Below are 15,118 nucleotides of genomic sequence, written 5' to 3' on the forward strand. Positions count from 1 at the left end.
CTTACCCGGCCCTGCCAGGCTCCGGTTTCCGGGCTCCCAACAGGCGATTTAGAGCCCTGATAGGGCGATCTAAGTAGGCACGCGGACAGTCCTGTGCAGTCCGATGGGTCTGCTCTCCTCAGGCCCGCTACCCCCAGGGGGATGGCCCGCGATGGCGAACGAAGACAAGCTCCGTGAGTACCTCAAGCGGGTCACCACCGACCTGCAGCAGACCCGACGCCGGCTGGCTGAGGTGGAGGGCGCCGATCGGGAGCCGATCGCGATCGTGGGTATGGCGTGTCGTTTTCCGGGTGGGGTGGTCTCGCCGGAGCAGTTGTGGGACCTGGTGGTCGAGGGTCGCGACGCGGTGGGTGGGTTCCCGGAGGGTCGGGGTTGGGATCTGGAGGGTCTCTACGATCCGGATCCGGACGCGGTGGGTCGGTCGTACACGCGGCAGGGTGGTTTCCTGCACGAGGCGGGTGGGTTCGACGCGGAGTTCTTCGGGATCTCGCCGCGTGAGGCGTTGGCGATGGATCCGCAGCAGCGGTTGTTGCTGGAGACGTCGTGGGAGGCGGTGGAGCGGGCGGGTATCGCGCCGGACGCGTTGCGGGGCACCGACACCGGCGTCTTCGTCGGTGCGATTCCGCAGGACTACGCGCCGGACGTCCGTGCCGTGCCGGCCGAGGCCGAGGGGTACGTCGGCTCCGGCGTGCTGACCAGCGTGGCCTCCGGCCGGATCTCCTACACGCTCGGCCTGGAGGGGCCCGCCCTGTCGGTGGACACGGCCTGCTCGTCGTCGCTGGTGGCGTTGCACCTGGCGGTCCAGTCCCTGCGCCGGGGGGAGTGCTCGATGGCGCTGGCCGGTGGCGTGACGGTGATGTCCGCGCCGCGGTTGTTCATCGAGTTCAGCCGGCAACGCGGACTGTCCCGCGACGGCCGCTGCCGTGCCTTCGCCGCCGGAGCCGACGGGACCGGCTTCGCCGAGGGTGTGGGTGTGGTGGTGGTGCAGCGGTTGTCCGACGCCCGTCGGGCCGGCCGGCGCGTCCTCGCGGTCATCCGGGGCAGCGCGGTCAACCAGGACGGCGCGTCCAACGGCCTGACCGCACCCAACGGACCCGCCCAGGAACGCGTCATCCGCGCCGCCCTGACCAACGCCCGCCTCACCGCCGCCGACATCGACGCCGTCGACGCCCACGGCACCGGCACCACCCTCGGCGACCCCATCGAAGCCCACGCCCTCCTGGCCACCTACGGCCAGGAACACCACCCCGACACCCCACTCTGGCTCGGCTCCATCAAATCCAACATCGGCCACACCCAAGCCGCCGCCGGCATCGCCAGCGTCATCAAAATGACCCACGCCATGCACCACGGCCTCCTGCCCGCCACCCTCCACATCGACGAACCCACCCCCCACGTCGACTGGACCACCGGCAACGTCGCCCTCCTCACCACCACCCGACCCTGGCCCCACCACGACCGCCCCCGCCGCGCCGCCATCTCCTCCTTCGGCATCAGCGGCACCAACGCCCACCTCATCCTCGAACAACCCGAACCCCAACCCACCACCCCCGACGAACCCACCCCCACCGACACCCTCCTGACCTGGACCGTCACCGCCCACACCCCCGACGCCCTCCACGACCAGGCCCAACGCCTCCACGACCACCTCACCCACCACCCCCAACCCCCCCACCACATCAGCCACGCCCTCGCCACCACCCGCACCCGCCACCCCCACCGCGCCACCATCACCGGCCACACCCTCCACGACCTCCTCACCGGCCTCAACGCCATCACCACCAACACCCCCCACCCCGGCACCGCCACCGGCCACGCCACCACCACCAAAACCCTCTTCCAATTCACCGGCCAAGGCTCCCAACGCCCCCACATGGGCGCCGAACTCCACACCCGACACCCCGCCTTCGCCGAAACCTTCGACACCTGCGCCACCCACCTCAACCCCCACCTCGACATCCCCCTGCACGACCTCGTCTTCACCAACCACCCCGCACTCCACCAAACCCGCTACGCCCAACCCGCCCTCTTCGCCCTCCAAACCGCCCTCCACGCCCTCCTCACCCACCACAACATCCACCCCGACTACCTCATCGGCCACTCCGTCGGCGAAATCGCCGCCGCCCACGCCGCCGGCATCCTCACCCTCCCCGACGCCTGCACCCTCGTCGCCGCCCGCGGCCACCACATGCAAAACGCCACCCCCGGCGGCGCCATGCTCGCCACCAACCTCACCGAAACCCAAGCCACCCAATGGCTCACCCAATACCCCCACCAACTCACCATCGCCGCCATCAACAGCCCCCACCACCTCGTCATCTCCGGCGACCACGACGCCATCGAACACCTCACCCACCAACTCCACACCCACCACCACAAAACCACCCGCCTCAACGTCAGCCACGCCTTCCACTCCCACCACATGGACCCCATCCTCGACGCCTTCCACACCACCGCCACCACCCTCACCTACCACCAACCCCACACCCCCCTCCTCTCCACCCTCACCGGCCAACCCGCCGACCCCCACCACATCACCACCCCCGAATACTGGACCCAACACATCCGCCAACCCGTCCGCTACCACCACGCCCTCACCCACCTCACCAACACCCCCACCCACCACATCGAACTCGGCCCCGACACCACCCTCACCACCACCGCCCCCCACACCCACACCACCGGCCACACCTTCACCCCCACCCTCCACCCCAAACACCCCGAAAACCACACCCTCACCACCGCCATCGCCACCCACCACACCACCCACACCACCCCACCCACCCCCACCACCGACCACACCCCCACCCACACCACCCTCCCCACCCACGCCTTCCAACACCACCACTACTGGCTCCACCCCCAACCCCACACCCACACCACCCACCCCCACCCCCTCCTCACCACCACCATCACCACCCCCGACCACACCACCCACCACACCGGCACCCTCACCACCACCACCCACCCCTGGCTCCACCACCACACCATCAACAACACCACCATCCTCCCCGCCACCGCCCTACTCGACCTCACCCTCCACACCACCAACCCCCACACCCCCACCACCACCGACCTCACCCTCCACACCCCCATCACCCTCCACCCCCACACCCCCACCCACCTCCACCTCCACCTCACCACCCCCACCCCCACCGGCCACCAAACCCTCACCATCCACACCCGCACCACCACCACCTGGACCACCCACGCCACCGCCACCATCAACCCCGGGGACCCCACCCTCCCGGCGGAGATCGGCGCCTGGCCCCCGGCCGGCGAACCGGTCGACGTCGACGCGCTCTACCCGCTGCTCGCCGCGAAGGGCTACCAGTACGGGCCCGCCTTCCAGAACCTGCGCCGTGCCTGGCGTGCCGGCCCCGACGTCTACGCCGAGGTCGAGCTGCCCGAGGACCTGCGCCCCGAGGGGTACGCGGTGCACCCGGCGCTCGCCGACGCGGCCCTGCACGCGCTGATCGCCGTCGCCGCCGAGCACCCCGACGCCGCGCCGCGCGTGCCGTACAGCTTCTCCGGCGTCGCCGTGCACGCCACCCTGGCCACGTCGGTCCGGGCCCGGCTCACCGCGGTCGGCGAGGACGCCTACCAGGTGCTGCTGGAGGACCCCGACGGGCACCCCGTGCTCTCCGTCGACCGCCTCGACCTGCGCGCGCTGGACCCCGCCACGCTGCCCGTCGTCGCCGCGCCCGGCACCGAGCTGCTGCACCGCCTCGACTGGCAGGAACTGCGCGTGGACGCCACACCGCCGGCGGAACCGGTGGACTGGGTCGTCCTCGGCACGCCCGGCCCGGCGCTGCGCGGCGCGCTGCCCGGTCTGCCCCAGGTGCCGGACCTCGACGCCCTGCTCGCCGGTGAGCTGCCCGAGGTGGTCTTCCTGCCCTGCCGGACCCCCCGCCCGGACGAGACGCCCGCCGACACCACGGCCGCCACCACCGACGACCCGGTCGCCGCCGCACACGAGCTGACCGAGACGCTGCTGCACCGCCTTCAGCAGTGGCTCGCCGAGGAGCGGCTGACCGGCACCCGGCTGGTGATCACCACCGAGGGTGGGGTCGCCGCGCACCTCGCCGACCAGATCGCCGATCTGGCCGCCGCCGCCTGCTGGGGCCTCACCCGCTCCGCGCAGGCCGAGCATCCCGACCGGTTCGTGCTGCTCGACCTGGACGACCGCCCCGTCGACCCGTCGGTGCTGCCCGCCGCGCTGGCCACGGCCGAGCCGCACCTCGCGGTGCGCTTCGGCGTGGCGTACGTCGACCGGCTGGTCCGCTGCGCCGACGACCCGGCGCCGCTGCTGCCGCCGGACGAGAACTGGCGGTTCGGCACCACCTCCGCCGGCACCCTGGCCAACGTCGGCATGGTCCCGGCACCCGAGGCGCTGCGCCCGCTACGCGACGGCGAGGTGCGGGTTCGCACCCACGCCACCGGCCTGAACTTCCGCGACGTGCTCATCGCGCTGGGCAGCTACCCCGGTGAGGCGCCGCTGGGTAGCGAGGGCGCGGGCGTGGTCGTGGAGACCGGTCCCGGCGTGACCGGGCTCGACCCGGGCGACCGGGTGATGGGCCTCTTCTCCGAGGGCACCGGCCCGATCGCGGTCTGCGACCACCTCCTGCTCACCCGGACCCCGGAGCAGCTCACCGACAGCCAGGCCGCCGTGCTGCCGATCGCCTACCTGACCGCCATGTACGGCCTCGGCGACCTCGCCGGCCTGCGGGCCGGGCAGTCCGTCCTGATCCACACCGCGACCGGCGGGGTCGGGATGGCCGCCCTGCACTACGCCCGGCACCTCGGGGCCACCGTGCACACCACGGCCAGCACCGGCAAGCAGCCCACCCTCAGCGCACTCGGCGTGCCTGACTCCCACATCCACGACTCCCGCACCACCGCGTACCGGGAGGGGATCGCGGCGGTCGCCCCCCAGGGGGTCGACGTCGTCCTCAACAGCCTCACCCAGGCGCACGTCGACGCGGGTCTGGCGCTGCTGGCCGAGGGGGGCACCTTCCTGGAGATCGGCAAGACCGACATCCGCGACCCCCACACCATCACCACCACCCACCCCCACCTCACCTACCAGCCCTACGACCTCCTCGACGCCGGACCCACCCGCATCAACCAACTCCTCACCACCCTCACCCACCTCATCACCACCAACGCCCTCCCCGCCCTCCCGGTGGCCGTCTGGCCCGCCAGTGACCTTCCCGACGTGCTGCGTCACCTCAGCCTGGGTCGGCACACCGGCAAGCTGGCCGTCACGGTGCCCGTGCCGAAGCCCACCCGGGGCACCATCCTCATCACCGGCGCCACCGGCGCCCTCGCCACCCACACCGCACGACACCTCGCCACCACCCACCCCCACCACCACCTCCTGCTCACCACCCGAGGAAACCCCGACACCCTCACCCCCCTCACCACCGAACTCCACACCCACGGAACAACCACCACCACCGCCCAATACGACCCCACCCAACCCCACCAACTCCACCAACTCCTCACCACCCTCCCCACCACCCACCCCCTCACCACCGTCATCCACACCGCCGGCACCCTCCACGACACCCCCCTCACCACCCAAACCCCCCACACCCTCCACACCACCCTCACCGCCAAAATCGACACCACCCACGCCCTCCACACCGCACTCCAACACCACCCCGACGTCACCCTCGTCACCTACAGCAGCGCCGCGGCGACCTTCGGGAACCCGGGCCAGGCCAACTACGGCGCGGCCAACGCCTTCCAGGACGCCCTCGCCCACCAGCGCCACCGCAGCGGCCTGCGCGCCACCGCCATCGGATGGGGACTCTGGGACACCGCCGACGGGATGGCCGGCGGTCTCGGGCGGGCCGAACTCGACCGGATCGCGGCGGCCGGTGTGCTGCCGATCGACGTGCACCAGGGGCTCGCCGCCCTCGACGCCGCGCTCGACGCGGAGCGCCCCACGGTCCTGCCGGTACGGCTGAACCTGAACGCGTTCGCCGCCCGGGACGCCGTACCGCCGATGCTCAGCCGGCTGGTCCGGCCGGCGCGGCGGCGGGCCTCCCCGGGTGCCGGCGGCACCGGTGAACTCGCCCGACGGCTCGCCGGGCAGAGCGCCCAGGAGCAGACCGTCTTCCTCACCGACCTGGTACGCGCCGAGGTGGACGTGGTCCTCGGTCGCACCGACGGCGAACCGGTCGACCCCCAGCGGCCCTTCCGGGAGTTGGGTGTGGACTCGCTGACGGCCGTCGAGCTGCGCAACCGGCTGGTCGCCGCGACCGGCGTCCCGCTCGCCGCGACCGCGGTCTTCGACCACCCCACCCCGGCCGCGCTGGTGGAGCACCTGCGCACCGTCGTCGCCGGGCCGGACGGCGTGGCACCGGCGACCCCGACGATCCGTACCGCCGTCGCGGTCGCCGACGACCCGGTCGCCATCGTCGCCATGTCCTGCCGGTTCCCCGGCGGCGTCACCAGCCCGGAACACCTGTGGCGGGTGGTCGCCGACGGCGTCGACACCGTCGGCGACTTCCCCACCGACCGGGGCTGGAACGTGGACGACCTCTACGACCCCGACCCGGCCGCCGTCGGCCGGACCTACACCCGCCAAGGCGGGTTCCTCCTCGACGCCGACACGTTCGATGCGGACTTCTTCGAGATCAGCCCCCGCGAGGCGGCGGCCATGGACCCGCAGCAGCGGCTGCTGCTGGAGACCTCGTGGGAGGCCATCGAGGCGGCCGGCATAGACCCGGCGGACCTGCGCGGCAGCGACACCGGCGTCTTCGTCGGCGTCATCACCAGCGACTACGTCACCCGGCTGGGCCACATCCCGGCCGGCGTCGAGGGACACGTCTCCACCGGTACCACCACGAGCGTCGCGTCCGGCCGCATCGCGTACACGCTCGGCCTGGAGGGGCCGGCGATCACGGTGGACACCGCCTGCTCGTCGTCGCTGGTCGCGCTGCACCTCGCCGCCGGCTCGCTGCGCTCGGGCGAGTGCTCGCTCGCCCTGGTCGGCGGCGCCACCGTGATGGCCGGGCCGGTCAACTTCGTCGAGTTCAGCCGGCAGCGGGCGCTGTCCCCCGACGGCCGCTGCAAGGCGTTCTCCTCCTCCGCCGACGGTACGGGCTGGGGCGAGGGCGTCGGCGTGATCATGTTGGAGCGGTTGTCGGATGCGCGGCGTAACGGGCACCCCGTGTTGGCGGTGGTGCGGGGTTCGGCGGTTAATCAGGATGGTGCGTCGAATGGGTTGACGGCGCCGCATGGTCCGTCGCAGGAGCGGGTGATTCGTCAGGCGTTGGCGAGTGGGGGTTTGTCGGCGGGTGATGTGGATGTGGTGGAGGCGCATGGTACGGGGACGAAGCTGGGTGATCCGATCGAGGCGCAGGCGTTGTTGGCGACGTACGGTCGGGAGCATTCGGCGGAGCGTCCGCTGTACCTCGGCTCACTGAAGTCGAACGTCGGCCACACCCTCGCCGCCGCCGGAGTGGCCGGCGTGATCAAGATGGTGCTGGCGATGCGCGCCGGGGTGATGCCGAAGACGTTGCACGTGGACGAGCCGACCACGCACGTGGACTGGTCGTCCGGCACGGTGGAGCTGCTCACCGAGGCACGGCCGTGGGACGGGGAGCGTCCCCGCCGGTCGGCGGTCTCCTCGTTCGGCATGAGCGGGACGAACGCGCACGTGGTCCTGGAGGGGGTGCCGGAGCCGGCGCCGGCGACGGCTCCCGATGGTGGTGAGCCGGACGGTCCGGTGTCGTTGGTGTTGTCGGCGCGGTCGGTGGGGTCGTTGCGGGCGCAGGCGTTGCGGTTGGCGGGGTTTGTGGGTGGTGGTGGGGTGTCGTTGTCGGATGTGGCGTGGACGTTGGCGGGTCGTGCTGTTTTTGGTCATCGTGCGGTGGTGGTGGGTGGTTCTCGGGCGGAGTTGGTGGCGGGTTTGACGGCGTTGGGTTCGGGTTCGGATTATGTTCCGCCGTCGGTTTCTTCGGTTGTTTCGCCGTCGGTTGTTTCGCCGTCGGTTTCGTCGGGTGTGGTGTCGGGTGGGGTGGTGTCGGGTGGGACGGTGTTTGTGTTTCCGGGTCAGGGGTCGCAGTGGTGGGGTATGGGTCGGGAGTTGTGGGGGTGTGATGCTGTTTTTCGGGGGCGGTTTGAGGAGTGTGTTGGGGTGTTGGGTGGGTTGGTGGATTGGGATGTTCGTGGGGTGTTGTTGGAGGGTGGGGAGGAGTGGTTGGGGCGGGTTGATGTGGTGCAGCCGGCGTTGTTTGTGTTGATGGTGTGTTTGGCGGAGGTGTGGCGGGCTGCGGGTGTGGTGCCGGATGCGGTGGTGGGTCATTCGCAGGGTGAGGTGGCGGCGGCGTGTGTGGCGGGGGTGTTGTCGTTGGAGGATGCGTTGCGGGTGGTGGTGGGTCGGTCGCGGTTGGTGGGGGAGCGGTTGGCGGGGTTGGGGGGGATGGTGTCGGTGGGGTTGTCGGTGGGTGAGGTGGAGTCGTGGTTGGTGGGTTTTGGTGGTGAGTTGGTGGTGGGTGTGGTGAATGGGCCGGGGTCGTGTGTGGTGGCGGGTCCGGTGGGTTTGTTGGGTGATCTGGTGGGGTTGTTGGAGGGGGTGGGGGTGTGGTGTCGGTGGGTGCCGGTGGATTATGCGTCGCATCATCCGGTGGTGGATGTGGTGCGGGAGGAGTTGTTGGGTTTGGTGGGGGATGTGGTGGGTTCGTCGGGGGAGGTGGTGGTGTATTCGTCGGTGCGGGGTGGTGTGGTGTCGGGTGTGGAGTTGGGGGGTGGTTATTGGTTTGAGAATTTGCGGTCGGCGGTGCGGTTTGAGGAGGTGGTGGGGGTGTTGGTGGGTGATGGGTTTTCGCGGTTTGTGGAGTGTTCTCCGCATCCGGTGTTGTCGGTGGGTTTGCGGGAGTCGTTGGAGGTGTTGGGTTCGGGTGGTGTGGTGGTGCCGACGTTGCGTCGGGGTGAGGGTGGTGTGGGTCGGGTGTTGTTGTCGTTGGGTGAGGCGTTTGTGTCGGGGGTGGGGGTTGATTGGGAGCGGGTGGTGGGTGCGGGTCGGTTGGTGGAGGTGCCGACGTATGCGTTCCAGGGGGAGCGGTACTGGTTGGAGGCACCCCGCAACACCGGCGACCTGAGTGCCGCCGGTCTGGACCAGGCCGGCCACCCGATGCTCGGCGCCGCGGTCGAGCTGGCCGGCGACGCCGGGACCCTCTACACCGGCCGCTTCTCCCTCGCCACCCACCCGTGGCTCGCCGACCACCTGGTCGGCGGCACCGTCCTGCTGCCCGGCGCGGCCTTCGTCGACCTGGCCCTGCACTGCGCCGCGCACGCCGGACTCGCCATGGTCGACGACCTGACCCTGCACGCGCCGCTCGCACTGCCCGCGCAGGGCGTCGTGGACCTCCAGGTCGTCGCGTCCGGCCCGGACGACACCGGCCGACGCCGGGTGACGATCCACGGCCGGTCGGCCGACACCGACTCCGGTCAGGACTGGGTCCTGCACGCCAGCGGCGTGCTCACCCCGGTCGCCGACCCCGCCGGCACCACACCGGCCAACTGGCCGCCGGTCGACGCCGTACCCGTCGACCTCACCGGCCTGTACGACCGGCTCGCCGAGCACGGCTACGGCTACGGCACCGCCTTCCGGGGCCTGACCGGGCTGTGGCGGGACCCGGAGCACTGCTATGCCGAGATCACCCTGCCGGAGGGCACCGACCCGGCCGGCCACCGGCTGCATCCCGCGCTGCTCGACGCGGCCCTGCACCCCCTGCTGGCGCTCGCCCTCGCCGACACCGACGGCCCGCTGCCGCTGCGGATACCGTTCTCCTGGCAGGGGGTGACGGCCACCGACGTGACGCCCACCCGGCTGCGGGTGCGGTGGGACGCCTCCGGCGGCGAGACCGTCCGGATGGACATGGCCGACGACACCGGCGTCCCGATCGGGTCGGTGCGCGCGCTGACCCTCCGCGAGATCGACCCGGCCCGGCTCGCCGCGCTGCGCACCGACCGGCTGCCGCTCTACGAGATCCGCTGGAGTCCGGTCGAGATCCCCGCCGTGGCGGACCCCACGCAGGACCGGGTCCTCGTCGGCACGGACGGGCACCACCTACGCGAGCTGCCGGGCGTCGACCCGGTGGACTATCCGGACGTCGAGTCGCTGCGGGCGGCGGTCGCCGACGGCCGGCCGGCCCCGTCCACCGTGCTGGTCTCCTGCACCGGGCCGGCACCAGGTGCCGGGCCCGACCCGGCCGCCACCGGGCTGCCCACCCGACGGGTGCTCGACCTGGTGCGGGGCTGGCTCGCCTGCGGTGAGCTGGCGCAGTCGAAACTCGTCGTGGTCACCAGCGGCGCGTTGCCGCTGCCCGGCGACGTCGACGTCGACCTGGCCGTGGCACCGGTCGCCGGCCTGCTGCGCACCGCGCGGGCGGAGAACCCCGGCGCGGTGGTGCACATCGACGTCGACGCCGACTCGGGCCCCGCCCTGCCCGGCGCGCTGGCCACCGGCGAGCCGGAGATCGCGCTGCGGCACGGCGTCGGCATGGTGCCCCGGATGGTGGTACGCCGGTCGGAGGAACCCGCCACGCCGCCGAGGCTCGACCCGGACGGCACCGTCCTGATCACGGGAGCCACCGGGGCGCTCGGCGCTCTCGTCGCCCGGCACCTGGTCACGACGTACGGCGTGCGGCACCTGCTGTTGCTGAGCCGGCGCGGCGCGGACGCGCCGGGTGCCGAGGAGCTGCTCGCCGACCTCACCGCGCGGGGGGCGGCGGCCCGGCTGGTCGCCTGTGACGTCGGGGAACGGGAATCCGTTGCCGCGGCGCTCGCCACCGTGCCGGCCGCCCACCCGCTCACCGCGGTCGTGCACGCCGCCGGCGTCATCGACGACGGGGTGCTGCCCGGCCTCACCCCGCAACGCCTCGACGCCGTCTGGCAGCCGAAGGCGCAGGCCGCCCTGCACCTGCACGAGCTGACCGCGGACGCCGACCTGGCCGCGTTCGTGCTGTTCTCCTCGGTGGCGGGTCAACTCGGCAACCTCGGCCAGGGCAACTACGCGGCGGCGAACGTCGCCCTCGACGCGCTCGCCGAACACCGCCGCGCCGCCGGCCTGGTCGGCACCTCCCTGGTCTGGGGCCTGTGGGGAGACACCGACGGCACCGGGGCCGGCGCGGCGGCGAAACTCGACCGGGCGGCGCTGGACCGGGTGAGCCGGGGCGGCCTGCTGCCGCTGTCACTCGACGAGGGGCTCGCCCTCTTCGACGACGCGCTGGCGGCCGGACCGGCGGTGCTGGTCACCGCCCGCTTCGACATCGCCGGCCTGAGCGCCCGCACCGAGACCGACAACGTGCCGCCCCGGCTGTACGGGCTGGCCCGCACGGCCCGCCGTCCCGGCGGTGGCCAGCAGCCGTCGCAGCCGCTGGTCACCCGGCTCGCCGGGCTGCCGGTCGGTGAGCAGCAGAAGATCGTGCTGGATCTGGTGCGCAGGAACGTCGTCGCCGTCCTCGGTGGTGACCGGGTGGCGCGCGTGGACGACGACCTGTCGTTCAAGGAACTCGGCTTCGAGTCCCTGTCCGCGGTGGAGCTGCGCAACCGGCTCAGCGCAGCGACCGGTCTGCAACTGCCGGCCACAATGGTCTTCGACCACCCCCGGCCCACCTCACTCGCCGACTTCATCCGGGAGACCGCCGCGCCGGCCGACGCCGAGGGGCCGGTCCTCGCCGAACTCGACCGGCTGTCCGCCGCCATGGCGGCGGCCTCCTCCGACCGTGGCCTGCGCCGGCTGGTCGCCTCGCGGCTGGAGAGCATGCTCGCCGACTGGAAGGCCGCCCCGACGGACCGGCAGACCGGCACCGACGCCAACGCGCTCATCGAGTCCGCGTCGGTGGCCGAGATCTTCGACCTGATCGACCAGGAGTTCGGCACGGTGCCGCAGTGAGCGGCCACCGGCCGCAGGAGCCAACGAGAGCGGGTGTCCAGCGCATGTCAGGTGACGAGGCGAAGCTCCTCAACTACCTCAAGCGGATGACCATCGAGCTGCGCGACGCCCAGGAACGCATCCGGGACCTCGAGGAGAGCCGCCACGAGCCGATCGCGCTCGTCGGGATGAGCTGCCAGTACCCCGGTGGGGTGCAGAGCCCGGACGAGTTGTGGGAACTGGTCGCCGGTGAGGTCGACGCGGTGTCCGGGTTCCCCACCGACCGGGGGTGGGACCTCGACGGGCTCTACGACCCGGACCCGGACACCGTCGGCACCAGCTACGCCCGCGAGGGTGGTTTCCTCTACGACGCGGCCGAGTTCGACGCCGGACTGTTCGCCATCACCCCCCGCGAGGCGCTGTCCATCGACCCCCAGCAGCGCCTGCTGCTCGAACACGCCTGGCAGTCGATCGAGCGGGCCGGCGTCGACCCCCGGTCGCTGCGCGGCAGCGACACCGGCGTGTTCGTCGGGGTGATGTACAACGACTACGGGTCGCGGCTGATGCCGGCACCGGAGGGCTTCGAGGGGTACGTCGGCAACGGCAGCGCGGCGAGCATCGCCTCCGGTCGGATCGCCTACTCGCTGGGCTTCGAGGGCCCGGCGATCACCGTCGACACCGCCTGCTCGTCGTCGCTGGTGGCGATCCACCTGGCCTGCCAGTCGCTGCGCTGGGGCGAGTGCTCGGTGGCCCTGGCCGGTGGCGTCACGGTGATGGCGACACCGGGGGTGTTCATCGAGTTCTCCCGGCAGCGTGGCCTGTCACCCGGCGGCCGGTGCCGGTCCTTCTCCGCCGGGGCCGACGGCGCCGGCTGGGCCGAGGGCGTCGGGGTGGTCATGCTGGAGCGGTACTCCGACGCGCTGCGCAACGGACATCCGGTGCTCGGCCTGATCCGGGGCAGCGCGGTCAACCAGGACGGCGCCAGCAACGGCCTCACCGCCCCGAGCGGCCCCGCCCAGGAACGGGTGATCTTCAACGCCCTCGCCGACGCCCGGCTCACCCCGGGCGACCTCGACGCGGTGGAGGGGCACGGCACCGGCACCACCCTCGGCGACCCGATCGAGGTACGCGCCCTGCAGGCCGTGTACGGCACCGGGCGGGACGCGCAACACCCCCTCTGGCTGGGCTCGCTCAAGTCCAACATCGGGCACAGCCAGGCCGCGGCCGGGGTCGGCGGTCTGATCAAGATGGTGCAGGCGATGCGCAACGGGGTGCTGCCACGGTCCCTGCACGCCGACCCGCCGACCCCCCACGTGGACTGGTCGTCGGGCGCGGTACGCCTGTTGCGTGCCGCCGTACCCTGGCCGGTCACCGAGCGGGTGCGCCGCGTCGGCATCTCCTCCTTCGGGATCAGCGGCACGAACGCCCACCTGATCCTGGAGGAACCGCCAGCGCCACCCGCCGGGGCGCAGGACACACCCGTGCCGACCTCCGCGCGACCGGTCGCCTGGCCGCTGTCGGGGAACTCGCCGAAGGCGCTGCGGGACCAGGCACGACGGTTGGCCGGTCACCTGCGTCAGCGGTCGCTGCGACCGGCCGACGTGGCGTACACGCTGAGCCGCCGCCCACGCTTCGCCCACCGCGCGGTGGTGCTCGGGACCGACCCGACCGAGCTGCTCACCGGCCTGGAACGGCTGGCCGGTGGCTCCGGCTCGGCGCAGGTGGTCCGGGGCCGGCCCGCCCCGGCCGGAGCCCGTACCCTCGCCATGATCTTCTCGGGTCAGGGGTCGCAGCACGCGGGCATGGGCCGCGACCTGTACCAGGCCTTCCCGGCCTTCGCCGAGGCGCTCGACGCGGCGTGCGCGGCCCTCGACGCGCACCTGCCGGTGGCGCTGCGCGACGTGCTCTTCGCCCCGGCCGGCACCGAGGCCGCCGCGCTGCTCGACCAGACCCGGTTCGCGCAGCCCGCCATCTTCGCCGTGGAGGTGGCGCTGTACCGGTTGCTCGAACGGTTCGGCATCCGGCCGCACCGGCTCGTCGGGCACTCGGTCGGCGAGTTCGCCGCCGTCCACGTCGCCGGGGTGCTCACCCTGGCCGACGCGGCGACCCTGGTCACCGCGCGCGGGCGGCTCATGCAGGAACTGCCGGCCGGCGGCGCGATGGTGGCGGTGCAGGCCACCGAGGCCGAGGTGACACCGATGCTGGCGGACCGGGCGGGTGAGGTCGCCGTCGCCGCCGTGAACGGGCCGTCCTCCGTCGTGGTCGCCGGTGACGAGCCGGCGGTCGCCGAGATCGAGGCGGCCTGGTCGGCCCGGGGCCGGCGGACCAGCCGACTGCGGGTCAGCCACGCCTTCCACTCCCCCCGGATGGAGCCGATGCTCGACGAGTTCCGGCGGGTGGCGGCGGGCCTGACCTACCAGTCGCCGACCGTCGACCTGGTGTCCACCGTCACCGGCCGACCGGTCGGCCCCGGCGAACTGGGGGACCCGGAGTACTGGGTGGCGCACGCCCGCCGGCCGGTCCGCTTCGCCGACGCCGTCCGGTCGCTGGCCGCCGCCGAGGTCACCGAGTACCTCGAAGTCGGCCCGGACAGCGTGCTGAGCGCGGTGGTCACCGAGAACCTCGGCGTCGCCGGCACGACCGGTGCGGCCGTGCTGCCGCTGCTGCGTCGGGACGTGGACGAGCCGACGGCGTTCCTGACCGGGGTCGCGACCTGGTACTCCCGGGGCGGCGGCGTCGACTGGGACGTCCTCACCGAGGGGCTCGCCCCGACCACCGTCGACCTGCCCACCTACGCGTTCCAGCGCAAGCACTACTGGTTGGACGCGGTCGCGCCGATGGTGGCCACCCGCCGGGCGCCGACGCCGCCGGACTCGCTCGGCGACGGCAGCGACGAGACGGAGCCGCCGCTGGCCGTCACGCTGCTGCGGCTCCCGCCCGCCGAACGCCGGGCGACGCTGCTGATGGCGTTGCGCGGGCTGGCCGCCGAGGTGATGCGGCTCGACCGGGCCGACGACGTCGCCGCCGACGTCCCGCTGCTCGAACTCGGGTTCACCTCGCTGATGGCGGTCGACCTGCGCAACCGGGCCGCCGCCGCCACCGGCGTGGACCTGCCCGCCGCGCTGGTCTACGAGCACCCGACGTTCGAGGCGATCGTCGACTACGTCGACACCCTGATCGCCGTCTAGCCCCTCCGCCCCGCCCCCTCCGATGGCCCGCGATCGA

1 protein-coding gene and 1 pseudogene are annotated in these 15,118 nt (G+C 72.5%); both read left to right on the forward strand.

Annotated features, from left to right (window positions below; translation table 11 throughout):
• Positions 1-151 precede the first annotated feature (151 nt).
• A complete protein-coding gene (locus ACN268_RS30830) occupies positions 152-11,914 on the forward strand; it encodes an SDR family NAD(P)-dependent oxidoreductase (protein WP_421486539.1) in 11,763 nt (3,920 codons plus the stop codon).
• Positions 11,915-11,958: 44 nt separating this feature from the next.
• A pseudogene (locus tag ACN268_RS30835) lies at positions 11,959-15,048 on the forward strand (type I polyketide synthase); the annotation flags it as partial.
• Positions 15,049-15,118 lie beyond the last annotated feature (70 nt).

Source organism: Micromonospora sp. WMMD735 (genome assembly GCF_049178995.1).
Lineage (GTDB): Bacteria > Actinomycetota > Actinomycetes > Mycobacteriales > Micromonosporaceae > Micromonospora > Micromonospora wenchangensis.